This window comes from Arthrobacter echini (assembly GCF_004803505.1).
GTDB classification, from domain to species: domain Bacteria; phylum Actinomycetota; class Actinomycetes; order Actinomycetales; family Micrococcaceae; genus Arthrobacter_D; species Arthrobacter_D echini.
In genome coordinates this window covers 1-24,898 of record NZ_SSWH01000009.1, presented here as the reverse complement: position 1 = coordinate 24,898, position 24,898 = coordinate 1, and the positions used below count along the sequence as shown (strand labels likewise).

The 24,898-nt window shown below is 65.9% G+C and carries 26 protein-coding genes and 1 pseudogene; 13 read left to right on the top strand and 14 right to left on the bottom strand.

Annotated elements, in window-relative coordinates; all coding sequences use genetic code 11:
* Positions 1 to 118: 118 nt before the first annotated feature.
* The 4 genes from E8P82_RS10815 to E8P82_RS10800 form a co-directional block, all read right to left on the bottom strand.
* Positions 119 to 1,039: an RluA family pseudouridine synthase gene (locus E8P82_RS10815; protein ID WP_136454996.1), complete on the bottom strand. Its 921-nt coding sequence runs from the start codon at positions 1,037 to 1,039 to the stop codon at positions 119 to 121.
* Positions 1,040 to 1,078: 39 nt separating this feature from the next.
* Positions 1,079 to 1,897, bottom strand: coding sequence for an Fpg/Nei family DNA glycosylase (locus E8P82_RS10810; RefSeq protein WP_136454828.1), 819 nt, complete (start codon positions 1,895 to 1,897; stop codon positions 1,079 to 1,081).
* Positions 1,890 to 6,932 (bottom strand): Lhr family helicase, encoded by a 5,043-nt coding sequence (locus E8P82_RS10805; protein WP_136454826.1) that lies wholly within the window; start codon positions 6,930 to 6,932, stop codon positions 1,890 to 1,892. Before E8P82_RS10805 ends, E8P82_RS10810 begins: the two co-directional genes overlap by 8 nt.
* A gap of 117 nt (positions 6,933 to 7,049) precedes the next feature.
* Positions 7,050 to 7,490, bottom strand: a complete 441-nt coding sequence (locus tag E8P82_RS10800; protein ID WP_136454824.1) for a DUF4232 domain-containing protein — start codon at positions 7,488 to 7,490, stop codon at positions 7,050 to 7,052.
* On the opposite strand from E8P82_RS10800, the gene E8P82_RS10795 reads away from it, so the two are divergent.
* Positions 7,465 to 7,893, top strand: a complete 429-nt coding sequence (locus E8P82_RS10795; RefSeq protein ID WP_136454823.1) for a hypothetical protein — start codon at positions 7,465 to 7,467, stop codon at positions 7,891 to 7,893. The two genes, E8P82_RS10800 and E8P82_RS10795, sit on opposite strands and share 26 nt — an antisense overlap.
* 62 nt (positions 7,894 to 7,955) lie before the next feature.
* On the opposite strand, the gene E8P82_RS10790 is transcribed toward E8P82_RS10795, so the two are convergent.
* Genes E8P82_RS10790 through E8P82_RS10780 form a run of 3 tightly spaced genes read right to left on the bottom strand, consistent with a single transcriptional unit; the run spans position 7,956 to position 9,544 of the window.
* Positions 7,956 to 8,411, bottom strand: coding sequence for a 23S rRNA (pseudouridine(1915)-N(3))-methyltransferase RlmH (locus tag E8P82_RS10790; RefSeq protein ID WP_211096859.1), 456 nt, complete (start codon positions 8,409 to 8,411; stop codon positions 7,956 to 7,958).
* 4 nt (positions 8,412 to 8,415) lie between these two features.
* Positions 8,416 to 8,976 (bottom strand): GNAT family N-acetyltransferase, encoded by a 561-nt coding sequence (locus E8P82_RS10785; protein ID WP_136454821.1) that lies wholly within the window; start codon positions 8,974 to 8,976, stop codon positions 8,416 to 8,418.
* 43 nt (positions 8,977 to 9,019) lie between these two features.
* Positions 9,020 to 9,544 carry a GNAT family N-acetyltransferase gene (locus E8P82_RS10780; protein WP_246021271.1) on the bottom strand — a complete coding sequence of 175 codons (525 nt, stop codon included), beginning with the start codon at positions 9,542 to 9,544 and terminating at the stop codon, positions 9,020 to 9,022.
* A 70-nt stretch (positions 9,545 to 9,614) separates the two neighbouring features.
* Between E8P82_RS10780 and E8P82_RS10775 the strand changes: the two genes are divergently transcribed.
* Positions 9,615 to 10,148 carry a GNAT family N-acetyltransferase gene (locus E8P82_RS10775; RefSeq protein WP_136454817.1) on the top strand — a complete coding sequence of 178 codons (534 nt, stop codon included), beginning with the start codon at positions 9,615 to 9,617 and terminating at the stop codon, positions 10,146 to 10,148.
* A 105-nt stretch (positions 10,149 to 10,253) separates the two neighbouring features.
* Positions 10,254 to 10,664 carry a hypothetical protein gene (locus tag E8P82_RS10770; protein ID WP_211096858.1) on the top strand — a complete coding sequence of 137 codons (411 nt, stop codon included), beginning with the start codon at positions 10,254 to 10,256 and terminating at the stop codon, positions 10,662 to 10,664.
* Here E8P82_RS10770 and E8P82_RS10765 read toward each other — a convergent pair.
* Both E8P82_RS10765 and E8P82_RS10760 read right to left on the bottom strand, forming a co-directional pair.
* On the bottom strand, positions 10,649 to 11,938 hold the full coding sequence (locus E8P82_RS10765) for an MFS transporter (protein WP_136454814.1): 1,290 nt from the start codon (positions 11,936 to 11,938) through the stop codon (positions 10,649 to 10,651). The two genes, E8P82_RS10770 and E8P82_RS10765, sit on opposite strands and share 16 nt — an antisense overlap.
* The gene (locus E8P82_RS10760) at positions 11,935 to 12,507 is read right to left on the bottom strand and encodes a winged helix-turn-helix domain-containing protein (protein ID WP_136454813.1); all 573 of its coding nucleotides are present in this window, start codon (positions 12,505 to 12,507) and stop codon (positions 11,935 to 11,937) included. Before E8P82_RS10760 ends, E8P82_RS10765 begins: the two co-directional genes overlap by 4 nt.
* A gap of 135 nt (positions 12,508 to 12,642) precedes the next feature.
* On the opposite strand from E8P82_RS10760, the gene E8P82_RS15040 reads away from it, so the two are divergent.
* The 6 genes from E8P82_RS15040 to E8P82_RS10735 all read left to right on the top strand — a co-directional run bounded on the left by E8P82_RS15040 (position 12,643) and on the right by E8P82_RS10735 (position 15,375).
* Complete coding sequence (locus E8P82_RS15040) at positions 12,643 to 12,810, top strand: hypothetical protein (RefSeq protein ID WP_168796553.1); 168 nt, start codon at positions 12,643 to 12,645, stop codon at positions 12,808 to 12,810.
* A 20-nt stretch (positions 12,811 to 12,830) separates the two neighbouring features.
* Complete coding sequence (locus E8P82_RS10755) at positions 12,831 to 13,220, top strand: hypothetical protein (protein ID WP_136454811.1); 390 nt, start codon at positions 12,831 to 12,833, stop codon at positions 13,218 to 13,220.
* 53 nt (positions 13,221 to 13,273) lie between these two features.
* A complete protein-coding gene (locus E8P82_RS10750; protein ID WP_136454809.1) occupies positions 13,274 to 13,876 on the top strand; it encodes a phosphatase PAP2 family protein in 603 nt (200 codons plus the stop codon).
* 255 nt (positions 13,877 to 14,131) lie between these two features.
* Positions 14,132 to 14,434 carry a hypothetical protein gene (locus E8P82_RS10745; RefSeq protein WP_136454808.1) on the top strand — a complete coding sequence of 101 codons (303 nt, stop codon included), beginning with the start codon at positions 14,132 to 14,134 and terminating at the stop codon, positions 14,432 to 14,434.
* On the top strand, positions 14,431 to 14,760 hold the full coding sequence (locus E8P82_RS10740) for a winged helix-turn-helix domain-containing protein (RefSeq protein WP_136454806.1): 330 nt from the start codon (positions 14,431 to 14,433) through the stop codon (positions 14,758 to 14,760). The genes E8P82_RS10745 and E8P82_RS10740 overlap by 4 nt, the downstream gene beginning before the upstream one ends.
* Before the next feature lie 54 nt (positions 14,761 to 14,814).
* Positions 14,815 to 15,375 carry a GrpB family protein gene (locus tag E8P82_RS10735; protein ID WP_136454804.1) on the top strand — a complete coding sequence of 187 codons (561 nt, stop codon included), beginning with the start codon at positions 14,815 to 14,817 and terminating at the stop codon, positions 15,373 to 15,375.
* A 29-nt stretch (positions 15,376 to 15,404) separates the two neighbouring features.
* Here E8P82_RS10735 and E8P82_RS10730 read toward each other — a convergent pair whose 3' ends face one another.
* The 4 genes from E8P82_RS10730 to E8P82_RS10715 all read right to left on the bottom strand — a co-directional run bounded on the left by E8P82_RS10730 (position 15,405) and on the right by E8P82_RS10715 (position 18,633).
* Positions 15,405 to 16,457, bottom strand: coding sequence for a S66 family peptidase (locus E8P82_RS10730; protein WP_136454803.1), 1,053 nt, complete (start codon positions 16,455 to 16,457; stop codon positions 15,405 to 15,407).
* A 57-nt stretch (positions 16,458 to 16,514) separates the two neighbouring features.
* Positions 16,515 to 17,063, bottom strand: a complete 549-nt coding sequence (locus tag E8P82_RS10725) for a GNAT family N-acetyltransferase (RefSeq protein ID WP_136454993.1) — start codon at positions 17,061 to 17,063, stop codon at positions 16,515 to 16,517.
* A 34-nt stretch (positions 17,064 to 17,097) separates the two neighbouring features.
* Positions 17,098 to 17,484, bottom strand: coding sequence for an SdpI family protein (locus E8P82_RS10720; RefSeq protein ID WP_136454801.1), 387 nt, complete (start codon positions 17,482 to 17,484; stop codon positions 17,098 to 17,100).
* 111 nt (positions 17,485 to 17,595) lie between these two features.
* A complete protein-coding gene (locus E8P82_RS10715) occupies positions 17,596 to 18,633 on the bottom strand; it encodes an NAD(P)-dependent alcohol dehydrogenase (RefSeq protein ID WP_136454799.1) in 1,038 nt (345 codons plus the stop codon).
* Positions 18,634 to 18,995: 362 nt separating this feature from the next.
* Here E8P82_RS10715 and E8P82_RS10710 point away from each other — a divergent pair, with 362 nt between their 5' ends.
* On the top strand, positions 18,996 to 19,685 hold the full coding sequence (locus E8P82_RS10710; protein ID WP_136454797.1) for a hypothetical protein: 690 nt from the start codon (positions 18,996 to 18,998) through the stop codon (positions 19,683 to 19,685).
* A 180-nt stretch (positions 19,686 to 19,865) separates the two neighbouring features.
* On the opposite strand, the gene E8P82_RS10705 is transcribed toward E8P82_RS10710, so the two are convergent.
* Complete coding sequence (locus E8P82_RS10705; protein WP_136454795.1) at positions 19,866 to 20,048, bottom strand: hypothetical protein; 183 nt, start codon at positions 20,046 to 20,048, stop codon at positions 19,866 to 19,868.
* A gap of 396 nt (positions 20,049 to 20,444) precedes the next feature.
* On the opposite strand from E8P82_RS10705, the gene E8P82_RS10700 reads away from it, so the two are divergent.
* The 3 genes and pseudogenes from E8P82_RS10700 to E8P82_RS10690 all read left to right on the top strand — a co-directional run bounded on the left by E8P82_RS10700 (position 20,445) and on the right by E8P82_RS10690 (position 24,715).
* A complete protein-coding gene (locus E8P82_RS10700; protein ID WP_136454794.1) occupies positions 20,445 to 21,206 on the top strand; it encodes a hypothetical protein in 762 nt (253 codons plus the stop codon).
* Positions 21,207 to 21,716: 510 nt separating this feature from the next.
* On the top strand, positions 21,717 to 23,177 hold the full coding sequence (locus E8P82_RS10695; protein ID WP_136454792.1) for an ApeA N-terminal domain 1-containing protein: 1,461 nt from the start codon (positions 21,717 to 21,719) through the stop codon (positions 23,175 to 23,177).
* A gap of 700 nt (positions 23,178 to 23,877) precedes the next feature.
* Positions 23,878 to 24,715 (top strand): annotated as a pseudogene (locus tag E8P82_RS10690) (IS5 family transposase).
* The last annotated feature ends 183 nt before the right edge of the window (positions 24,716 to 24,898 follow it).

The following is a 24,898-nucleotide window of genomic DNA, read 5'->3' as shown; positions in this document are numbered from 1 at the left end:
TCCAGGGCGAGCACTGCCGCCACGATGACCTCACCAGCGTACCGACCAACGTCCCGACCGGTCACGGGCAACGCGCGAGTGTCCGCGTCGTGAAGGAGACCATCGGACCGCGCAAGTGTCAGGAGAATCCGGCCAGTGTCAGCTCCGACTCGAAGCGCCGTTCCGATCCGCTCAGGGGGTCGGTGAATGCGATGCTGTGGGCCAGCAGTTGCAGGGGCTTGCCGTAGTCGTCCGGTGCCTGCGGCAGCAGCACGGGATAGAAGGGGTCGTTGATGATCCCCAGGCCGAGCGATGCCATGTGCAGTCGGAGCTGGTGCGTCTTGCCGGTGTGCGGCTGCAGCCGGTACAGCCCGCGCTCGTCCGCTCCGGCGCCCGTCCGACTGAGCAGGCTGATGGTGGTCAGCGTGTTCGCCGGACCCTCCACCTCCTGCGCGAGCAGATACGTCCGTGACTTCACAATGCGGCTCCGCACCTCCAGCGGCTCAGTCTGCAGCCGCAGCTCAGGGCGTACGGCTGCCACCGCCCGGTACTCCTTGCGGATCCGCCGGTTCTCGAAGAGCAGCTGGTACGCGCCGCGGGTCTCGGGGTTCACGGAGAACATCAGGACGCCCGCGGTCATCCGGTCGAGGCGGTGCATGGGGATGAGCTCGGGCAGGCCGAGCTGCACGCGCAGCCGCACCAGCGCCGACTCCGCAACGTACCTGCCGCCGGGAGTGGTGGGCAGGAAGTGCGGTTTGTCGACGACGAGCAGATGATCGTCCCGGTGCAGGACGGACAGCTCCACCGGCAGCCGCTCCTCCACCGGCAGCTCGCGGTAGTACCAGACGAAGGTGTGCTTCCCGAGGGGCGTGGAACGGGTCAGTGCCTCACCCCCGAGGGCCACCACTTCCCCGCGGTCGAACCGCCGGCCCATGCCCTCGGGATCCACGTGATCGAAGCGATCCAGGATGTAGTCGAGCGCCGTGCCCCACGGGCCGTCCTGCGGCAGGCGGAGCCGGGTCGCGTTCACGCCGTCGCGCACCGGCAGCGGCGACGTCATCGCCATCCGGTCCTCACCTGCCCGCTTGTGCCCATCCCGTCAGGGTAGTGCCGTGTCGGTAGAGAGTCCTACTCGCGGCTGGCAGTGCGGACAGTAGTAGAGCTCGCGCAGCTCGGTGTCCCTGTCCCCGAGCTGCTCGAGCGCCACGGGGGTTCCGCAGCGCAGGCACCCACGCCTGAACCGCCCGTAGACCCACAGGTTGTTGCCGCGCAGCTGCCCGGTGGTGGCCCTGGTGCTGCGGTTCTTGTTCGCCTCGAGGAGTTTCTTCGACAGCTCCACCATGCGCGGGAGATTCGGCACCTCGCCCGTCGGCGTGAGCGGATGGACACCGGCGAGGAAGCACAGCTCGCACCGGTAGACGTTCCCGATCCCGGCGAGGTTCCGCTGGTCCAGCAGCGCCAGCCCGATGGGCCGCTCCGGCTGCTCGAGCAGCCGCTGCAGCGCCTCGTCCGGATCCCAGTCCGGGCCGAGGATGTCGGGGCCGAGATAGCCGACGGCGTCGTCCTCCTCGGCCCGGGAGATCACCCGGAGGAACCCGAGTTCGAAGCCCACGACGACGGCGTCGTCCGTCTCCAGGATGCAGCGCGCCTTGAATGCCGGACGGCGCCACTTCTCCCCGCGCGCATACACGTGCCAGAGGCCCTCCATCTTGAGGTGCGAGTGGACGTCCCAGCCGTCCTCGCCTCCGCCGCGGATCAGCAGGTGCTTGCCCCTCGCCACGGCCTCCTGCACGGTGTCGCCGGTGAAGTCCACGGTCGCGAACCGCGGCACGCGGATGTCGCACCGCGTGAGCACCTTCCCTGCCAGCGCGCGGTGCAGGTCGCGGGCGGCCCGCCAGACGGTATCTCCCTCAGGCACGGATCCTCAGCCCCCTCGGCGTCGTGTAGAAGCCGGCATCGGCAAGCGCCCGGCCCACGTCGGTGTCGAGGATCTCGCCGCCGTTGACCTTCTCCAGCGCCATCTTGTCGGCAGCGCCGCGCCGGATGATGGTGACCAGGGCCAGTGCGGCGGCGCGCAGCACGTCCGCGTCCTCCGTGAACACGAGGAGCGTCTTCCCGCCCCGCTCCACGTAGAGGGCGAGCGCTCCGTCGACGAGGACCACGAGTGCACCGGCCTTCCGCCCGGCACGGTGCCCGCCGTCGGCCTGGGGCCAGCTGAGCGCGGCGCCGTAGGGATTCGCGGGGTCCGTGGCGGCCAGGGCGACGGCGTGCAGCGGTGCGGCCTCGCCGCCGAGGACGTCCTGCGCGGTGGGGAGCTGGTTGTCGGCGCTGAAGGAGCGGAGCCGGTCCACCGTGGCGGGGACGGCGAACTGGGCGGCGCCGAGGTGCTCGATGAAGTAGCCGCGCCGGCACCGGCCCATCTCCTCGAGCCGTGCCAGCACCTTGTACATGAGCCCGAAACCGCCGGGGGTGCCCTCCATGCCGACGGCGCCGCGCGTGACCACACCGTAGCGGTCGAGCAGCAGCTCCGCCGTGGCGTGGGCGTGCAGCGTGGTCTCGGGCTCCACCGCGGGGAGGATGTTCCAGCGGCCGGCGGCCAGGGGAGGCGTGGCGCGCTGATAGGCACCGCTCGCGCCGGCGCCGTCATCAGAGCCGGAGCCGAGCCCGGAGCCGGACGCGGCGCTCAGGCGCATCGACGCACCGGTGAGGGATTTGCCCGGCGCGCGGCCGAGGCGCCCGGTCCGTGAGGTGCGGGCGCGGGCCGGGACGGGTCGCTGCTTGTGGGCGGTCTTGCCGTTGGCGAGCAGGGCCCGCACCGGTGTGAAGGTGTCGTTGCTGATCCGCCCGGCCCAGACGAGATCCCAGAGGGCGGTCACGATCGCCGTGTCGTTCGTTGGCTCCTGCACGTCGAGCTGGGGCGTGAGCTGGCGCAGGAAGTAGCCGCCGCCGCCGGCCAGCAGCTCCAGGAGGGCCGACTGCAGGGCGGAGGGTTCGAAGTCGGGATCGGGCTTGAGCGTCAGGGCCGCGTTCTCGGCCAGGTGCAGGGCGATCCAGCCGTCGTTGCCGGCCAGTGATCCGGCGCCGGACCAGAGCACCTCGCCCGTCGCGGTCAGTTCGTCGAGCATGCCGGGGGAGTAGTTGGCCACGCGCTGGGCGAGGATCAGCGGCTCCCAGGCCGACGCGGGGATCGGCACACCCGAGAGCTGGTCGATCACGGTAATGACGCCGTCGAGCCCGCGCAGGCCGGAGCCGATGTGCTGCCAGGCAGGCAGGAAGCGGCCGTACGCTGCCGGGTCGACAGGCTCCACTTCCTGGCGCAGGGCGGCCAGTGAGCGCCGCCGCAGACGCCGGAGTACCTCGACGTCGCACCACTCACTCGCCGCCGGCGTGTGGACGGTGATGGTACCGGGCGCTGCGCCGGACTCCGCGGAGATGTCGAGCACGGGGACCGACTCCACGGGGCGGAACTCGCCCTCGACCACACGGCCGGCGCCGGCGAGGCGCTGCAGGGATCCGGCGACGACGGCGACGCCGAGTCCCAGCTGCGTGGCGGCCTCGGCGGCGGTGAACGGGCCGTGGGTGCGCGCGTAGCGTCCCACGAGGTCCCCGAGCGGATCCGCCACCGGCTCGATGAACGCCAGCGGGATCCCCATGGGCAGCGGGACGCCGAGGGCGTCGCGCAGGCGTGCGGCGTCCTCGACGGCGGAGACCCGTTCGACGCCGGCGATGTTCACGGTCAGCGCACGATTGGCCTTCACGAGCGCGGCGACGTGCTCCCGGACGAGTTCGGGCGACGCGCGGCCGGGAGGCGCGGCAGGTTCGTCGTCAGCGTCGGGCGCGAGCTCGTGTGCGGCAGGATCACCCTCGGGGTCGTCGGGGTCGTCGGCGTCGTCGGGGTCGGTGGGTGCCAGTTCTGCGGCGGGCGGTGCCGTCGTCCCGATCCCGGCAGGAGCTTCCAGCCGCTGGCTGAGCTCCTCGACGGTGAGCGGCCCGAGCAGGCGCAGCAGATCCGCCACCCCCTCCAGCCCACGGGCCAGGCGGTCCGGCTTGAGCCGCTGCAGTTCCAGTTCGGTCTCGGCGATGACCCGCGCGTCGAGCAGCTCGCGCAGCTCCGCCCGCCCCAGGAGTTCGTTCAGCAGGGTCGGGTCGAGTGAGAGGGCGGCGGCGCGGCGCTCGGCCAGCGGGGAGTCCCCCTCGTAGAGGAAGGACGCCACGTACCCGAACAGCATGGACCGGGCGAAGGGCGAGGGCTGCTGCGTGGTGACCTCGACGATCCGCAGCTCCCTCCGCTCCAGGGACGCCGCGAGATCCTTCAGCGCAGGCAGGTCGTAGACGTCCTGGAGGACCTCGCGCACGGTCTCGAGCACGATCGGGAAGGTGGGGTACTTCTTGGCGACGTCGAGCAGCTGGGCCGAGCGCTGGCGCTGCTGCCAGAGCGGGGAGCGCTTGCCCGGGTTCTGCCGCGGCAGCAGAAGTGCCCGTGCGGCACACTCGCGGAAGCGCGAGGCGAACAGCGCTGAACCGCCCACCTCCGCGGTGACGATGCCGTCGAGTTCCTCGGCGTCGAACAGGAACAGATCGGCGCCCGGCGGCTCGTCCTCCATGAGCGGCACGCGCAGCACGATGCCGTCGTCGGACGCCATGGCGGAACCGTCCATGCCGTAGCGCTGCTCGAGACGCGCACCGACCGCCAGAGCCCACGGCGCGTGCACCGGCATACCGAACGGGCTGTGCAGCACCACGCGCCAGTCGCCGAGCTCGTCGTGGAACCGCTCGACGACGAGCGTCCTGTCGTTCGGGACCACCTCGGTGGCCTCCCGCTGCTCCGTCAGGTAGGTGATGAGGTTGTCGGAGGCCCAGGTGTCGAGTCCGATCGCCGCGCATCGCTCCCGTGCGGCTTCGGGTGTGCCACCGGACATCTCGCGGTTGAAGGCGCCGAGCGCGCGGCCCAGTTCCACCGGCCTGCCGAGGGAGTCACCCTTCCAGAAGGGCAGCTTGCCGGGCTGACCGAACGCGGGGGAGACCAGGACGCGGTCGTGCGTGATCTCCTCGATCCGCCAGCTCGTGGCCCCGAGCGCGAAGACGTCACCCACGCGGGACTCGTAGACCATCTCCTCGTCGAGCTCGCCCACGCGGCGTCCGCCCGCCCGCCCGCCCTCGCCCTCCGAGCCCACGAGGAAGACCCCGAAGAGTCCGCGGTCCGGGATGGTGCCGCCGGAGGTGACCGCGAGGCGCTGGGCTCCGGGACGTCCCGTGATGGTGCCCTCCACGCGGTCCCAGATGATGCGCGGGCGCAGTTCGGCGAACTCGTCCGAGGGATAGCGGCCGGCGAGGAGATCGAGGGTCGCCTCGAAGGCGGAGCGCGGCAGGGTGGCGAACGGCGCCGACGCCCGGACGACGTCGAACCACTCCTCGACGTCGATGGTCCCGAGAGCTGCGGCGGCCACGGTCTGCTGCGCCAGGATGTCCAGCGGATTTGTGGGGATGTACAGGGGTTCTATCTGCCCGGCGAGCATGCGCTCCACCGTGACCGTGGTGTTGACCAGATCACCGCGGTGCTTCGGGAACAGGACGCCCTGCGAGACCTCGCCCACCTGGTGGCCGGCCCGGCCCACGCGCTGCAGCCCGCTGGCCACCGAGTGCGGGGACTCCACCTGTACCACGAGATCCACCGCGCCCATGTCGATCCCGAGCTCCAGCGAGCTCGTCGCGACGACGCAGCGCAGCCGGCCCGACTTCAGGTCGTCCTCGATGAGCGCACGCTGGTCCTTGGACACCGACCCGTGGTGGGCGCGCGCCAGCAGCGGCTCCGCCCCCTCGCTCTGCCCGGCCTGCGCCATGACCTGCGCGGGTGTGCTGGTGGTGTGGGCGTACGACGGCGTCGGTGCGGTCTCGAGCTCCGCCGGGCCGGCCGCATCGGAACCGCCCGCAGCCCAGACGGCGTCGCGCTCGAGGCGTTCGGCGTGGATCTCGTTGAGCCGGGCGGTCAGGCGCTCGGCCAGCCGGCGTGAGTTGGCGAAGACGATGGTCGACCGGTTCTGCTCGATCAGATCGACGATTTTCTCCTCGACGTGCGGCCAGATGCTCGCCTGCGGCACGGCGTCGCCGTCGTCGTCGGTGTTGGCCGCCGCGCCGCCGAGCTCCGTCATGTCCTCCACCGGGACTGTGACGGTCAGATCCCACTGCTTCTTCGACGGCGGCGCCACGACCTCCACCGGGGCGTTGCCCGAGAGGAAGCGGGCCACGGTCTCCTTGGGTTCCACCGTGGCGGAGAGGCCGATCCGCTGCACGGGCTTGTCCAGCAGGGCATCGAGCCGGGCCAGGGACACGGCCAGGTGCGCGCCGCGCTTGGTACCGGCGACGGCGTGGACCTCGTCGATGATGACGGTGTCCACCTCCTGCAAAGTTTCCCGGGCCTTCGAGGTGAGCATGAGGAACAGCGACTCGGGCGTGGTGATGAGGATGTCCGGCGGACGCGTGAGCATGGCGCGCCGCTCGGCCTGCGGGGTGTCACCGGAGCGCACGCCCACCGTGATGCTCGGCGCCGGCAGCCCGAGGCGCTTCGCCGTCTGGGTGATGCCGATCAGCGGTGCCCGCAGGTTCCGCTCCACGTCGACGCCGAGCGCCTTCAGGGGCGAGATGTAGAGGACGCGCGTGGTGCGCTTGGGCTTCTTCGACCCCGGTGCGCGCCCCTTGGCCGGTGCGGCACCTTTGGTCGGCGTGGCCGCTGGCTCGTCGTCGTCCCCGCTGCCCTCGCCCGAGGCGATCAGCCGGTCCAGCGCCCAGAGGAACGCGGCGAGGGTCTTGCCGGATCCGGTGGGCGCGACCACGAGCGCATTGGAGCCCGCGGAGATTGCCGACCAGGCCCCTTCCTGGGCCGGCGTGGGCGCTGAGAAGGCTCCGGCGAACCACTCATGGGTGGCCGGGGTGAATCTGGTCAGCACCTGCGTCATCTGTTCATCATGCCCCAGCGCGCCGACACTCGATCGCGCGTGGCGAGGCACCTCACGGGACCCGGATCAGAGGAAGATGACAGTGGAAAGCAGAGCCTGCTGGTCCCCGCGGCGACCTCAGTCGACGGGCTGGACGGTTCCCACGGTCATCAGGACGATCGACGCTGCCGAGCACGCCGGGATGTCCTGCGGCAGGATCAGCGAGTCCGTCGCCCCGGGCGGGTAGACGCGGACGCCTGCGGCCTGGGTGAGACCGCAGTCGGCACCGTAGTTCTGGGCGTTGGTCTGCTGCAGCGTCGTCGAGACCGAGGTGCCGGGAGCGAGGGTGACAGGGACGACGGCGGAATCGGCGCGATCAGCCGGCGCGCCGAGCTGGTTCCCGGCAGCATCGACGAACGACACGCCGGGATAGCCCGCCGTGGTGCAGTCCGCCTCGGAGACGTTGGTCAGCCGGAGCGTCCGGTACACACTGCCGGCCGCACCCCCACCGAGCTGGCTCTCGACCGCTCCGTCGAGCTGCGCCGCAGTACAGGTGCCCGGTGCGGTCGGTGCGGACACCGCGGGTGCCGGTTGCTCGCCGGGTGGCGCGGTCGACGTCGTCGCCGGCGGGGAGGCCGACGGTGAGGGCGATGGGGCAGCTGCCGCCTCAGTAGCGGAAGCCGACGGGGATGCGTTCGCCGAAGTGTCCGGTTCCGCGGACGGAGTCGAGGTGTCAGCGGCGTTCGCGGAGGGCGCCGCTGCCGCTGGCTCGGTGGTCGACGGCGTCATGCTCGACGACGGCTCTGCTGTGCTCGACGACGACGAAGTGTCCGCCGATAAAGCCGCCGACGCCTCCGCCGCTGTCCCGTCGTCGTCGGCGCCGGAAGCCGTGCAGCCGCTCAGGGCGATCAGCGCTCCTGCAGCCAGCATGGTCGTGATCCGGTATCTGCTCCCCAGCAATGTCGTCATGCCCTCACTGTAGGTCCGGCGTGCCGTCCGTCCGGAGAGCGCAGCGCGGTGTGCCGAATCGTTATCCGGATGCGGTCATTCGTGGTGGTAGGAGCGGCCGCCCGCGATCTCCTGCGCCCGGTAGACCTGCTCGGCGAGGATGAGGCGTACGAGCTGATGAGGGAAGACCAGGGGCGAGAGCGACCAGACGAAATCGGCCCGCTGGTGGACCGCCTGGTCCACCCCGTAGGCGCCGCCGATGATCACGGTGACGCTGCGCGAGGATTCCAGGGGCGTGAGCAGGGTTCGGGACAGCGTCGGGGAGTCGATGGCCTTGCCGCGTTCGTCGAGCAACACCACGAAGTCCGAGCCGACCTTGCCGAGGAGCCGCTCCGACTCCTCGGCGCGGGCGGCATCGTGCTCGCGGGCGGAGTGGGCGATGAGCTGCCAGGAGAGGTCGAAGGGCTTCTTCAGTCGCTTCGTGTACCGCTCGATACCCTCCGACACCCAGCTCTCGTGCTTGCGCCCCACTGCGAGCACCCGGATCACCATGGGCTCAGGCTATCGCTGTCCCGGGCGGACCCTCTGCCTGCTCGCGTGCATCGCGAACCCACCGGTTCACGTGCACCGGCTGGTCCCGGTGCGTGTCGGGCCGGGAACCGGCATGTCTGAAACCCGCCCGCTGGGCGACGCGTTCACTCGCTGTGTTCCCGGCGAGGGTCTCCAGCGCCACGGTGGGGACCCCGTTGTCGGACAGCCACTGCGTCAGGAGGCGTACTGCTTCCGTCGCAGCGCCGCGGCCGCGACCGCTGGGTTTGAATGCGTAGAAGATCTCCGGCTCGCCGCCCTCGACCCAGACGACGCCGGCCGTCCCCAGGACCGCGTCGTCCACCACCACCGCATACCGGCAGCCGAGCCCCTGCCGGCGGTGCTCCTTCGTCCGGTGGATCCGGCGGCGCGCACCGGCCTCGTCGAGGTCTGTCTGGTAGTACGTCCACTGCGGTACGTCGGGCACGCGGCTCAGGTCCTGCTCCAGGTGCCAGTCCTCATCCTGCAGCGCCCGCAACAGCAGTGAGCCGCGACGCAGTTCGTCCGGGAGGGGTACGGGAAACGCCATGGACAGATCATGCCAGCAGGTGGGCGAGCGGACGAGGACGTTCCTAGCCGGATTGCTCGTTGAGCCTCTGGTACATCACATGATCCTGCCAGACGCCGGCGATCTTCAGATATCGCGGCGCCAGCCCGTACTCCTGGAAACCGGCTTTGGCGAGAACCCGGCGGGAGGCAGCGTTGCTCGTCAGCGTCTCGGCCTGGACGCGGTGGAGGCCGAGCTCCGAGAACGCCAGCGAGACGGCTGCCTGCACGGCCTGCGTCGCGAGTCCCCGGCCGGTCCGGTCCTCCGCGAGCCAGTAGCCCATGCTGCACGACTGGAAGGGCCCACGGACGACGCCGTTGAGGGTCAGCCTGCCCGCGATCGTCCCGTCGTCGAGGATTACCAGTGGAACCGCGTCCCCGCGCTCGTAGCGCACCAGCACTGCAGCGATGTCGGCGCGTTGCCCCGCGACGGTGAAATAGCTTTCCTCGCGCAGCGGCTCCCACGGGGCCAGGAACTCGCGGTGCCGCCGGAGCAACTCCGCCAGCTCCGCAGCGTCTCGAACGGTGACAGGACGGAGGCGATGGGGCACGATCCCAGAGTGCCATGTGCAAGCCGGTTCGCCGTGCCGACGGCGGGAGCAGTGCGGCACGATAGGGGCCATGACCCTCGAACTCCGCCCGTGGACGCCCGACGACGCCCCGGCCCTCCTGTCGGCGTACCGGGAGAATCCGGATCTGGCCACGCAGTTCGCGGGGACCGAGCTCGCCTCCGTCGAAGACGCCCAGAAATACGTTGCCGGGCATCTTGCCGCACTGCCATCCCGCCGGACCTGGGCACTGAACGTCGACGGCGCCGTCGTGGGCAATGTCGGCCTGTCGAACGTCGAACGCGATCACGGCACGGCCTGGGCCTATTACTGGCTCGTCTCCGCAGCCCGCGGCAACGGCTATGCAGCGCGGGCTCTCGGTGCTGCTGCCGGCTGGGCCTTCGACGACGGCCTCTTCCGGCTCGAACTGGGGCACCGGGTGAACAATCCGGCGTCGTGCAGGGTCGCCACGCGGGCCGGCTTCGTTCCCGAGGGGATCGAGCGCGGGAAGCTGCGCTACGGCAGCCAACGGTTCGACGTCGAGACCCACGCACGTCTTCGCACCGACCCGGCACCAGACCTCGACGCCGCCAGCATCGTCGGGTGAAGCTTCTCGTCCCTTCGGACAACACATCCTGATAACGATGTACTGCTGTTCGAGGAGTTCTGCGGCTCTGTTGGTACTTTCTGACCCATGACACGACGGATGCGGGTGGGCGTTCCAGCGGTGACCCTGCTCTTGGCAGCGCTCCTCTCGGGCTGTACGGCGCAGAACGAGCCGGAGCCCGGGGGAGAACCCACTCCTGCCACGCCGTCGTCGGCGGGTACATCCGTCGCAGCTGACCCGGTGACGGGCACCTATACGGGGACCACCACGTTCGATCTCGGCCCTGCACCGGAGGGCGCCACTACTATCTCGATCACGCTGATGTGCCTCAGCCCGGGCACCTTCGGTGTGGAAGGCGGCGGGGAAGCCCTGTGCGACGACGGCGTCAACGAGGAGGCTCCCGGAGCCACCACCATCTGGTCGCTGCCTCTTTCGGCAGGTCAGGAATCGACCGAGGTGACCACGAGTGATCCGGACGCCACCTATCAGGTGAGAATCTTCTACAAGACCGACTGATCCTGTCCGGGGCTTTCTCTCTCCGTTCGGTTGCCCGGCGCATCCGTGCGTTCCATCAGCTTCCACGGCCCGCCGCGCAGCGGAGTCAGCGTCACGGCGAGGTAGATGACGAAGGCGGCCGTGAAGGTGGCCGTCAGGCCGAAGGAGTTCGCAGCGAATCCGCCCAGGAGACCTCCGAGGGGCATTCCGGCCCAGGCTCCGGCGGTGATCAGCCCCAGGACCCGAGCGCGCAGGTGCGGTGGAATGCGCTCGAGCTCGACGGCGCCGATGATCGGGTTGATGGCTCCGGCCGCCAGACCGGACAGGATGAACACCCCGACCAGCCAGGGGGTATCCAGACCCAGTGCCGGACCGAGCGATGAACCGGTAATAAGGGTGTAGCAGATGACGAACGGGACGCGGCGGGGAAGTCTGTGGGCAATGAAACCGAAGACGATCGAGCCGATGAGCGCTGCACCGCCGAACGAGCCGGCAAGGACGCCGAGGGACGCCGGCCCGGCAAGTTCCTGGCTGGCATAGAGGGGCAGCAGCGTGCCGCCCCGCGCGGCGTTGAGCGTGTTCGTCACCAGGACCAGGAGGATCAGTGGTCGGAGCAGGCGATCGCTTCTGACGAAGCGCAGCCCATCGCGCAGATCAACCCAATAACCGCCCGGGATCGCATCGGCGACGGCGTCGGTCGATGGTGACGGCGCCGCCGGACGGATGAGGACACCTGCAACAAGGGCGGAGAGTGCGAATGCTCCAGCGGTGACCAGAAGCGCGGGGAAAGCTCCGAGCGATGCTACGAGGAGTGCTGCCAGCGGCGCCCCGATGAGGGTCGCGGCGCGGGTGGCGCCGTCGAGGAAGCCGACGGAACGCTCCAGTGGAATCCGTGCTTTGGTGAAGAGATCCGGCAGCAGGACGCGGCGCGCTGTCTCCCCGGGTGTGTCGAGGAGCCCGCTGAGGAACACGAGCGCGAGCAGTGCCGGGAACGGCAGACCGATCAGAGCAGCGAGAACGGGGATCAGAGCGATCGTCATCCCGCTCACGACGTCGGAGCCGACCGACGAGCGCAGGTATCCGATGCGGTCCACCAGAACGCCGCCCAACGGCGCACCGAGGACCACGGGGGCGGTAGTGGCGGCTGCTGCGATACCGACCTGGATCGCCCCACCGCCGGTTTCGAGGACGAGGAAGGGGATGGCGAAGAGGGTGACGACGTTCCCGGTGCGCGAGAGGGTATGGGCCATCAGCAGTGCTGTGAGGGAGAGGCGCGCCCGTCCGGGAGTGCTCATGTGGCGCTGCGATACGCCTGCATGAGGAGGAAGATCTCCTCCGCACCATCGCCGGCCGAGTGGTCGGCGCTGATACCCGCCCACTTCTCCTCGAGTGCATGGAAGTCGTCGCGGAGTTCGTGTAGTTGCTCCGCGGTGAGGCGGAGTCGACGGTCGCTGCCGACGGCGCCGTCGACCCACACGCGGTCCAGCTGGGGCATGGACTCCACGTACGCCTCGTACTGGCGGGCGTAGTGCTGGCCCAGGATGCGGTAGTAGTCCTTCGCGACCCTGAATTTCTCCGGGTCACTGGCGAAGTCGGCGTCGTCCCACACCGTCTGCTCCTGGCTCGCCCGCCACCAGCGTTCGCGCCGGTCACTGTCGGGGCGCGGATCCTGCTCGATCAGCTCCGCTGCGGCGAGTTTCGACAGGTGATAGCTCAGGGTGCCGGGAGCCTCGTCGACGTGCTCGGCGAGGCTCGCCGCAGTCTGGGGGCCGAGACGCCGGAGCAACCCCAGCAGACGGAGCCGGGTGGGATGAGCGAGAACGCGGAGGTGGGCGGCGTCGTGCAGATTCCGTTGCGGTTCCATCGAATTAACCTACTACACAAGAAGTATTGCGCAATGTCTCTTGTGTAGTATAGCGCGCCGGCCTGCAATCCTGGAGCTCGGTCAGAGGTCGGGCTAGGCTGAGCTTCAACGAACCGGTATGAGATGGGGGCAATCGTGGCACTGGATGGATTCTCGTTCGGCATCGTTTTCCTGGTGTGGATCATCCCTTTGGTCATCGGGGCCCTGGTGCTATACGTGGTCGTCCGGTTCGGCGTGAAGCACGGGATGCGGTCCTACTACGCCGAAGCAGCCGGGCGTTACGGCCCTGGCCCTGGGGAGTAGGCCGTAGGAGGTCGTCAGCGATGGGTAGGCAGAATCCGCCGAGAAATGCAGCACGAGTTGTACTGCTCGGTTGTGCCGTTGTCGTATCGACCGGATGTGCGCCGTCCTTTTCCGAAGTCGAGAAACGCGACATGCGAGACACTAAGAGCGACTATCAGCGGGCCGTCCTGGACGACCTGGTCGTGAGTGAAGCGGAGTACCGGAATGCGGTCGATGCCACGAGAGACTGCCTCCAGGACAAGGGGTTCGGCGTCGGTGGTGTTGAGCAGGATGGCAATCAACTGGGCTTCAGCTCCTCCTATGACGGCCCGCATGCGGCTTCTGAGGGGGCGATGCAGGCCTGTCACGACGAGTATCTGAATCAAGTCGCTGCAGTCTGGGTGTCCCAGCGAATTTCACTGACCTCATAGATGCCGCTCGGCTCATCGAGGTCTTCGTGAGGGTCTGCGCATAGGATCGGTCGATGCCGGAAACCGCCTCGCCCGCAAGCGGCCGTCTCAGCCGGTCGCTGGCACTGATCATCACGGAGGGGTTGGCCCCGACGCTTCTCGTCGGTGTCTTCCTGCTGGCGCAGCCCCTGCTCACTCCCGGGGTGACCTGGCTGCAGTCGATTACGGCAGCAGTTTTCACCGTGGGTCTGCCCTTCGCACTGCTCCTGTGGCTGAAGCATCGAGGTGCTGTCACGGATCACCACATCAGCGTGCGCGAGGATCGTGCCCCCGTGATGGCGTTCGCCGCACTCTCGCTCGGCATCGGGGTGCTCCTGTTGATGTTCCTGCAGGCGCCCGCTGAGCTGTTCGGTGCTATGGGCGCAATCTTCATCGGTCTGGTCCTTTGTTTGCTGGCGAATCTGGTGTGGAAGCTCTCCGTGCACTCAGCCGTGGCTGCCTACATCGCACTGGCGCTGCTCGCGCCCGTCCCGGCGCTCGGGCCGGCCCTTGCCCTGCTCCTGGCCTCCGCGGTCGGGTGGTCCCGGGTGAGGCTCAAAGCCCACACTCCGGAGCAGGTCCTCGCGGGTCACGCCGTCGGCTGCCTGGTCTTCGCCGTGTCGCTGCTCCTGCCGTGATCCTTCGCTGAACACCGCTTCCTCGGAGATCAAGTGTCTGCCGAAAGTACTTGCCAGACTGGAAATCACTTGCGAGAGTGTAACCACGCAATCCGCTTTCAGGAGGACACGACGAATACCATGACCCCGGGCTCGCCCGATGCCGCACAGGCCCAAGCTCTGCTTGACCAAGCCAGTCGAGTCGGAAGCAGCGTGCGGTCCGGCGCAAGCTGGCCCGCTATCAGTTTCCTGCTGGGCCTGGGTGCTCTTTCCTCAATGGGCATTCTCACCTTCACCTATGCACGGCTCGCTGCCGATGCTTCCCCGACCCTGCCTGCAATCCTCATGGGGGTGTGGTTGCTGATCCTCTTCGGCACGGTGCTGTTCTTCACCCGAACCAGCAAGCGAGGCTTCGGACTTCGCTGGGGTATCTACATGGGGCTCTGGGGCGCGCTCTGGATGGCCGGGATGCTACTGTCCGGATTCGTCTTCCCTGGAGAGCTCTGGTTCGCGGGCGTCGTGGCCGCGTCGCTGACGGTCTCGACGACGTCGTGCGCTTGGTACGAGGCAACTCGATGAACGCTTTGGCGACCCCCGACCATCCGCGACGCCAGCTCGACGATGCCCTGGGTCATCCTGTGCGCTTCTCCCTCACGGCGGCTCTGGCTCAGGCGGAGGAGATCGATTTCGCAACCTTGCGTGACCATCTCCAGGTGTCCGACTCCGTCCTCAGCAAGCAGGCCACCGCGCTCGAATCGGTGGGTTACGTCAAAATCCGGAAAGGCTATATCGGTAAGCGCCCCCGCACGTGGCTGAAACTCACGAAGGAGGGGGAGCGGGCGTGGCGGAATCACCTGGTAGCCCTGCAGGAAATCGCATTCCCGTCGGGACTGCTCGAGCCCTGACGCAGCCTGCTGGTCCTCGCCGCAGACATCGACGACGTCGGTAGTGTGATCCGCGTGAACGACCGGTACAGCAGCGGCATCCGGGTTGTCGCTCACTCTCCGGAGTGGGCCCGCCAGTTCGAGGTGGTCGCTGGAGAGCTGGCCGCGATCCTGGCCGGTGTGCCGGTGGACGCGATCGAGCATGTCGGCTCGACGTCGGTCGCGGGGTTACCGGCAAAGCCGCTCCTCGACGTCGACGTCGTCGTGCAGCGCCGTCACATCGCGAATGCCATCAGGGCGCTCGAGCTCGGCGGGTACGTCCACTGCGGCGACCTCGGCCTGGCCGATCGCGAAGCCCTCACCGCACCGGATGAACGGCCCTCCCGGAGCGTGTATCTCTGCGTCGCCGACACGCTGCATCTTCGCAATCATCTGGCCGTCCGCGACGTCCTGCGTGCGCGGTCCGATCTCCATGACCGCTACGGAGCCGTCAAGCAGCACCTCGCACGAGAACCGGGCATGACCATCGACCGCTACATCGCAGGCAAGTCCGCGGTGCTACAGGAGATTCTGGCCGCATCCACCCTCACCGAGGAGGAGAGGCGGCTGATCCTCGAGGTCAACGTAGGCCCATGACCTCTGCTGCCGCCGTAGGCAGCGCCGCCTCAGCTGTAGTGCGCGGTGATGGTCCGGCTCGCACCGTCCAGCGTGATCCCGCCGCCGTAGGGCAGGATCCACTGCGGACGCGTGTGCCCGAAGGGAACGCCGACGCAGACCACCGCGTCCGGATTGTACTGACCCAGCTGCGAAAGAACGACGTCCCGTTGCTGTTCCCTCAGGGCGGCGCGCTCGTCGGAGTCCGGACGCCACGAGAAGCTGCTGGTGGGTGGTCTGGCGACGATCACTCCGGCAACGGCGCCGAGAATGCCTGCCTCTCCCAGGGATCGCACCCAGCGCTTGACGGCGCTCGCGGGCGGGAGCTCCTCGCTCGTCTCGAGCAGCAGGATCGCGCCCTCGAGATCGCAGGCCGAGGGCATGCGGTGGGCCATGGCCAGCTGGTCGATCACTTCGAGGCAGCCGCCCCAGGTGCGGCCTTTCACCTCTCGTCGCGGGCCGGCCCAGACCCACGCTTCCGTCTTGTCGCGGTCGCCGAACTCGGTCAGGGCCCGCGGGTCGAGCCAGTCCCGACCGAAGTCCTCCGATTCTCCGGGATCGCTGATCTCGAGGTCCTCCCCTGTCAGGAGGGCAGCTCGAAGAGAGGCACGGTGGACGTCGTCGAGGTGTGGTCCGGGGCCCAGGTGCACCTGACTGGAGCCACCGTAGAAGCCCGGGATGCCGTTGGTCCACAGCCAATTGAGCAGATTCGTGTTGTCGCTGTAGCCGAGGAAGATCTTCGGGTCGTCGCGCGCAAGCTCGGCGTCGAGGTGAGGGATCACGGTCACCTGGTCGTCGCCCCCGACCGTCGCGAGGATCGCCCGGATACTCGGGTCGGCGAACGCGGCGTTGATGTCCCTGGCGCGATCCTGGGGACTCGCGCCGAGCTGGCGGGTGGTCGGGAACTCCACGGGGTCCAGGCCGGTCGCCGTCGAGAAACGGTTCATCGCCTGCTCACGGACAGCAGGGGCGAAGCCAGGGGCAGCGAACGACGGCGACAGGATCGCCACGCAGTCGCCGTCGGTGAGCTTCGACAGGGACCGCATCGGGGGAGCATTCGTCATGGCCTCATCCAAACACGGCCTCCATCGCGGATCTTTCAGGCGCTCGGGGATGTTCGGTCACAGAACGAGATCCTCCCAGACGAACGTCGTCGTCCGGCCTGTTTCCCAGTCTCGCCGCAGGATCGCGTAGGCCACGGACGCGAGAGGTGTACCGCCGTCCACGGGCCAGCCCTCCCGGTAGTGGGCTTCCTTGACCCAGCCGCACTTGAGGAACGTTCGGCGCATCGCGATGTTGTCCTCCCGGGTCTGGCCTTCGAACCGGTCGACCTGCGGCATCGAGGTGAAGACGTGCCGTGTCGCGGCCTGCAGGATCTCCATGCCCAGCCCCTTCCCCCGGAAGGTGCCGTCGAGTCGCAGATCGAAGACCGGAGTGGGTTCGCTGAGGTCCTCGAGCCGGAAAAAGCCGACACGTCCGATCTCGTCATGGTCGATCCAGAAGGACTGATGGTCCTCGTCCTGGTACGCGCCCTCGCTGATGGCGTTCTCGATGTCTTCTCGGGCGGGCTGGGGTTTCCCGTGGAAGGGGAACTCGTTACGCGTCATGAAGTCGATCAGGGATTCGCGGTCATGCCCGACGGCGTCGAGGGAGGTGAAGCTGATGGGGATTGCTTGTCGCCTGTTCTCTGAGGAGGTCACGGGCTCAATACTTTCTGGTTCGATCATCGGTAGTCGACCGGGCAGCGCTGTTGGCAACGGCGGCAGCGCGAAGCAGAATCGCTACATGGGCGAGGAGCGCGGCGACGCCGACGACGGCGCCTGCTTCCCCGCCGACGAGAACCTGCGCGCTGATGGTCAGGAGAACTCCCGCGCCTGCGGCCAGCCACATCGTCTTCACTACCGGAAGTGCAGCTGTATGCCCGGCAATCCAGGCGGGGTCTGATGCTTTGGTGTAGCGCGTACGAATTCCGCCGGAGGCATTCCGGCCGATCAATCCCTCGGCCGCCTGTCGTGTGACGAAGACACCTATGGCAGGCAGACCGACGAGAGATGCGAGCAGGAAGAGCAGGCCTACGAAATCTTCGTCCATGATGTCTGCGAGCCTAGCGATCTTACTTGTGCAGAATGGCCGGTTCAACCTGACCGGCATGTCATGACGGCCCCGCCGAGGTCTTTCCCAACGGGGCCGTCATGCTGTCGACTATGGGACGAGGACGGCGCGTCCTGGGACGTTTCCGGCCTCGAGGTCGTCGAAGGCCTGGATGCCGTCCTCGAGGGAATACTGCTTCACATCGACGGAGATCTTCCCGAGTTTGGCGAGCTCGATGACCTGGCGCTGATCGGAGCGTGTCCCGCCGTAGGAACGGCGGACATCGACACCCCACGGCAAGGTCGAGGTGAGCGCGTCTGCTGCGTAGGTGAAAGATCCCTCACCCAGACCGACGAAACGAAGCGCGCCGTCGGGGGCGATGATGTTCGTCGCGAGGTCCACGGTCGGCTGGACACCGACGAAGTCGAAGACGGCATCGGCACCGTAGTCATCGGTGAGGGCCAGGACCTTCGCTGCGGTCTCACCATCGCTGATGAAGGTCTCGTCCGCACCGTGGTTGCGGGCCAGCTCCAGCTTCTGCTCGCTCGAGTCGATGGCGATGATCCGGGCACCCGTGGTGGCCTTGAGGATCTGAAGCCCCATATGTCCGAGGCCGCCCAGACCGATGACGACGGCGGTGGAACCCGGGGTGAGGCGGTGCTGGGCGCCGTTCACGGCATGCATCGGCGTCAGCCCGGCGTCGGCCAGGGGGCCGGCGGTCACCGGATCGAGATCACCGAGGGGCTCGAGGTAACGTGCCTTGACCTTCATGTACTCGGCCATACCGCCGTCGGGCCCAAGCCCCGGGCAGGGAGGCATACCCAGCCGCCCTCCATTGTTCGCGCAGACATTGTCGCGGCCCTCGATACACGGCCGGCAGACTCCGCACGCCCAGACGAGGTAGACCAGGACTGCCTGGCCCTCGGTGACCTCGGTGACGTTCTCGCCGAGCTTCTCGACGTAGCCGGCGGTCTCATGGCCCAGCGTCATGTTCGGGATGGGCCACTCGGGCATGTGGCGCACGTGGATGTCCGAGTGGCACAGGCCAACTCCCGCGACCTTCACGAGGACTTCGTCGGAATCGATCTCGGGAACCGGTACGTCCTTGACCTTCAGTACACCGGCGGATTCGATCTGCAAAGCGCGCATGGAACGCTCCCTTGGTAGGAATGACGACCGTCATCGGGCATCGATTCCAGCCTAGGGGAGGCGCTGAAGAGATAGCAACGATGCCGGCCCCGTCTCGCACCCACCGGCGGACGCATCGGGCGCTGAGGCTGTTCCGCAAGTGCAAAACCCCCGCGATTCCGGCACCTGGGCTGGCTTCGCGGGGGTTCTACGTGGCGGTGACGGCGGAGACGCACGGACCCGGTCCATAGGAATGGTGTCGCGCTCCGATGACCATCCGCCAGGGGCTCCGACGGCCGACCCCGAACTGCTCAGAACGATAACGGAGCTCCTTGACGACGCCATCGAGTTATGAGGACCAGGACGAACACGGAGGTGGTCACATGATGAACGATCGGACGGCCACCATGGCCGGCTGGAGTATCGCCGTCCCGGAAGGGTTGACCTCGGCAAGTACTGATTCGTCGACGTGGTGGGTAGTCATCGTCGTCGGGGCGATACTTCTGACAGCTGTTGCCGTCGTCGCTTTTGGCTTGATCTCCCGTCGGCATCGGAAGGAGCCACTGACGGTTCCAACGAAGGAAATGAGCCCTCTGCCAAAACGGAAGGGAAACTTGGCAGCCAACTCCGAATGGTGGACGCGCACCCAATGGGCGCTGGAGGCCACACTGTCTGGGAACGAGAAGTTGAACGTCTACGGGCTCAGAATGCTCCGGGCACTGGCGAAGAGCGAGGCGGCAGACTCTAAGGAGAAGGAAGTGCTGGATGCGGTATGGCAAGCATCGTCTACCAGGATGCAAGGTGACGCCATCATTCAAATCCTTGACGAGGCCATCAAGCTGAAGATTCTTCCCGAGGTACAGGAGAACCCGCGGGGTAGTGCCGACGCCGAGGCGGCTGGGACTCCTCGTAGGAGATACAGCCCGGATAGGAGGGACCAGGTCCTATCTACCCTCCGACTCGAGATCCTCACGGCAGGGCTTAAAGTCACCCTCGATCAAGAGTTGGGTCGTAAGACCTCGCGGAAGGTGAAGCTCCTGTCTGAATTAGAAGTACCTTCCGTCGTCAGATAAAGCCGCACTGCCCACAATGCCCATGCTCATGGAGCGGTCCTAGCCGCCTTGAGGAAGCAGGCACCTGAGGTGCTTGTTGAGGACCCGGCTATCACTGCAGGACTTGCCAGCCGTTCTTCCTCTGACGCGCGGCGCCAGCAACCCTATTGGCGCCTGGCTGCCCCTCCACTATGCGACCAGTCAGGGCTTCCGCGGGACGTTGACACGAACGTCTGCAGCCTGAGCTTCATCGAGTACCCACCTCTGGTATTTCGGATGCCCAGGGTACTTCTTGCGCAGGTAGTCCCGAACGACCTTGCCCGGTCGCTGCTCGTCCGTATAGCCGAGTTCCCGAGCGAGCTCGGCGGGTTCGTACGTAGCCACGCCTCCGAGTGTAAGCCGCAGGCTGCTCACGCAGTTGTGCCCCGCATAGGCCGGAGCCGTTGGTGCCATGAATCTCAAGCGCTTCGGCAGGCACACCCGATAGCTCAACACCCACACCATAATGTGAGTTATGTTGGGGAGGACGGAGCCGCCCGACTATTGGCAGCTCCGGCGACCAAATCATCGATTTCGTCGGACAGCTTGAGTAACAAAGCCGCGGATGTCTCGGACGTGCTGGGCTAGACTGCTCGTTCGAACGCTCCTGGGGCCATAGATGGACTTACCTCCTTCAGGTTGGAGTTACAGGTATCGGGGTCACACTGGTAATAGCGACCGAGGTGTCTGGGAGACTGACCCAACTTTGAGTGGCAGAAGTACCTGACAGAGAAGGGCGCTATGAAGCCGACCGATACCAACCAAGATGAGGAATTCGAACCGGAATTCGAGCCGCTTGTGCACCAAGTAGGCACGGGCAACGGAGGAAGCGTTCTCTTGGCTGCCGGGGGAGCCGCGCTAGGTGCACTAGTTCCCCCTTTGAGTGTACCGATAGCTGCGGGAGTGGCAGCCCTTGAGGTGCTGAGAGGAAACTTGCAGAAGCAGCAGGAAACACGCGTGGAAGCCCTTCTTCAGGCGGCGTCCGTTCAAGCCAGCGCTGATCCTGCGACCCTAATCGCCCGTATTGTGGAGAACGACGAGTATGCACTCCTTGCTGCGGAAGCTATCGACGCTGCGCGGCGCACAAGACTCGATAGTAAAGCTGCTTCCTTGGGTCGGTCGCTTGGTTCGATACTTAAGGACGATGCGCTCATAGACAGGGAGAGCATCTGGATCAGAATTCTTTCAGTGATCGAACCACCTCATATCCGTGCCCTGAAGTATTTTGTCGATAGCAAGAAGATGAAGAATGGTATGAACTATTGGAGACCAGGGCTGGCGGTATCAGTGCAAACAGTCAGTGACGGCCTTAAGCTGGACGACGCGGTCCTCCCCTTGATTCAAGATCTCCTGCGATGCGGCCTTTTGATGAACCCAGGGAGCATGGACGGAGGAACGGCGAACGGAACGTTTACACCGGACTCTTTAAGCGAAGAATTGAGGGCTACCCAACTCGGAGCGGAGCTGTTCAAGCGTTTGGAGCGTGGTGTCGAGGGAACTTGAAAGTCGTGGTGCCGGCTAATCGCCGGACAGCGTGGTCCATAGACTGTTTTAGGTCTAAGGATTCACCCACCTTCGTCTCGGTTTGCAAGCCGAGATGGCGCCAGCGACAAGGGGTGGGAACTGTTGAACTGGTGTGCAGGTGAGCTTGAAGAAGTGCGCTGGGGTGGCGGTGGGGAAGGGGCCCTTCCGACTCTTGGTCAAGGGCTACACGTCACGGGTTGAACATAGGGTATTGCGACCGTCGTCTGAGCTTCGGGCTATGTCTCGTTTGTGGCGAGCTTGAAGGTTCCGCCAATAAGTCAGGGGCGCCGGGGCGGGCAGGTGTCCCAGCGTTGTCGGATCCAGGCCTCGCGGAGGAAGGCGAGACCGTCGCTGTCACCGACCGGGTCGCAGCCGTGCTGGTCGCGGAAGGGTGGACACCCCCAGAACAAACCCAGGGGACCCCTGGAGTCTCCTAATGGCAGGATTACCTTCTGAACGATCAGAGATAAGCCCGAGGTGAAGGCAAGTATGAAGCTCACAGATATGAAACCTGGCGACCAAATTGTAGGTTTCGTAATTGACGGCGACGACACGTTGCCGTACCAACATGCCAGTTACGTGGTGGACCCGGTGTGGGGACCGACGCTTGAGTTCAGCTACCCAGTCCAGGTATTTTTCGAAGAGCCTGATCCTCAACATGCTGAAGTACACAGGTGGGCGCAGGACTCCGCGACTATCCCGAAGGTTCTTCTTTTTTCCTGCTCAGAGGGAGTGGCAACTTTCTACAACTGCACCATGATCAGGAGGAAGGAGAATTTCTCCTATGGCGTCAACTTCACGTTAAGGCCTGACGTCACCATCCAAGGCCTTGATGAGCCGGCCTTCGGCAAACCCATTTCAGTCCCTTGGCTGAAGTCGACAATGACTGGGCTCGGCGGTTTCATTGCCAGGAGCGTGTTTACAACCCAGCATGAGCGCGATGACGATGGACGGGGGCAGGCGTACACAGCTACAGTACGATCGCCAGAGGCAATTACCTTCCATGTCGGAGACTGCGAGGTAGCGCTGAGCCTTACTTGGCGAAGTTCCATTCGCGAAGGCCTCGAGTTGCACATGTATGCCGATGCTTGGATCGAGACGACCTTCCCTGCCGATGTAACTGTTGATGATCACTTGGCCATTCATAGACAGATGCGCGCAATCCTTGCTTTGAACTCGGGGCAAAGCGCTTGGATTACAGCCCATCGAGTGAAACCACAGGGCGCAAATCGCGAACTGCCACTACTTCATCCATCAACTTTCCGTGACGTGGCGAAGGACGAGGCGGATGACAGGAAGCCTACCCTCGGTCTCACATCAATGAACCGCGTTGATGTCGCACAACTTGAAGACTGGCTGATCGACCGGGATTACTGGTCCCGCGTCACAAGTCCTGTACTTGGAATACTGCAGCGAGAGAGCTACACCGCGGAGGAACGGGTGATCGCCTCAGGGATTGCCGTCGAAGCGATAGGGCACGAGCTTCCTCAAGCCGAGGAGGAGGAAGCCACCTATTCCGCTGCTCTGCGACCCCGGCCAACCGCTGCAACTTACATGTACCGCTGCATCGTCCGGAGCAAGCTCAATTTCTCACGCTCGGGCCATTCAAACACTGCCCTCGCGAAAGCATTTGCACAGGTGTACAACAAGACTAAGCATTACGAGGAGAGGCGACAGCCTGATGCGGCGAGCACGCAAATCATCGGTCAACTGGGGGTACTCGTCGTTCGAGCCGTTGCGCTTCAGCACCTTCACCGCATTGGAGGGGAGAACTTGCTGCACGACTCGCTTGAGATAGATCAGCTCTCAAGCCTTCTCAGGCGGCTCGTCATTGCCGACGATGGTTGGCCCACATATCGCGACATTGAGACCGAGACCGAAGCGGAAGGTGAGGCTCAAGCCGAGACGGACCCTGAGGCAGGGCTTGGACCTGATAGTGAAGCGCAGTGAATGTAATGGCGCTGAGCTGGGACTGGTTACCCAGCATCCCTGACAGCTGGGTTCCAGCAGTTATAGGTTTAGTTGGTGTAGCAGCGGGAGGACTGCTAACGCAATCTGGTCATTATGCACAGCGCGCTCACCAAAGACATCAGGAGTTGCAAGGCAAAGCGGATTCTCTAGTATCCCGAGTCTACTTGCTCGAGTACAACCCCGGCTCGACACTCCAGTGGTTAAGCTCTGGTCAGCCTACGACTACAGAGACCGGCCGAGAAAAGCTGGACATGATGACGAAAGGCCTGAACGAAGTAGCAGAGCAAGGAACTGTGCTCGCCATAAGAGCTTCAGGCCCGCTTTGAACCGCAACAACTCAGCTCGTTCAAGCAGCGTATGAGGCGTATCTCTACTTCCATCCCACTAGCACGGAGACGGCTGGGGAGAATTATGTTCAGGGTCGGCAGAAACTAGATTCGCTCTATCCCAAGAGACGCAATCTGATCAAAGTGGCAGGAAGAGGGCCAGTACTCCGACGCTTCGCTGGAGTACTGGAGGATGGCTGGCAGTCGCATACCGAAGAACTGAGAGACGAGATTGAAAAACAGCGGAGCTAAGAGGTTCTGCCAGTAGGTGTGGTGGGACGGTGGCATGAGACAGGCACGAGGCCTGGTAGACACGGATTTGTCGAGAATCAGTGTGTTGACCAAGAGCACTCGTGCCTGCTGTTCCATCGTGCATTATCGAACCGATCTGGGACCAGTTCCAGGTGCTAATCCCTCCTGTGGTGGACGAGCATCCGTGTGGTTGCCACCGGCCACGGATTCCGGATCGCGTGGTCTTCGACAAGCTCGTCCAGGTTCTCGTCCTGGGGGCGGCCTACGAGAAGATCGCCGACATCATGTTCGGCCACCACGATCCGCCGCCGGCGCGATGAATGGATCGAGGGCGGAGCCTTCGCCGGCCTGGAGCAACTGTGTCTCGACGGCTGCGACAAGATGATCGGGCTGCAGCTGGAGGACGTGGCGGTGGACGGGTGCATCACCAAGGCCCCGTGCGGCGGAGAAGCCGCCAGGCGGTCACCGGTGGACCGCGGGATACAAGGCACCAAGCGTTCCGTGCTGGTCGACGGTGCCGGGACCACGCTGGGGACCGTGGTCGCTGCGGCCAACCGCCACGACTCCCCGTTGTTGCGCCCCACGATGGAGACGCTGTCCCAGTTCGGCTTCGAACTCCCGGAGCGAATCACCGTGCACCTGGACGCCGGCGACGACTCGGGTGCCACTCGCGAGCTGCTTGCCGAGCTGGGCTGTAAGCACCAGATCGCCGTCAAGGGCGTGCCCGGCCCGATTCAGAACACCGCCCGCTGGGTGGTGGAACGGACCAACTCCTGGCACAACAGAGGGTTTAAGAAACTGGCCGTCTGCATCGAGAAACGCATCCGGGTAATTGAGGCCTTCATCGGATTGGCCAACGCCATCATCGTTACCCGCAGGCTCCTCCGCGAGGCCTGGATCCGACAACGCTGGGACACCCGACCGCCCCGGCGCCCCTGACCTATTGGCGGAACCTCTTAGCTGCCGATTGCGGGGGGACCCAGTGAGGTTTTCTCACCAGGGTGAGGGTGGGGCGGTGATGATGCCGGGGCGGCAGGGCGGGGCTGGCGATTACGTAGGGCCCTCGAGCAAGATGGAAATCGCCAGAAAACCCTCCGCTGCAAGGACCCTACGTGTTTGCCT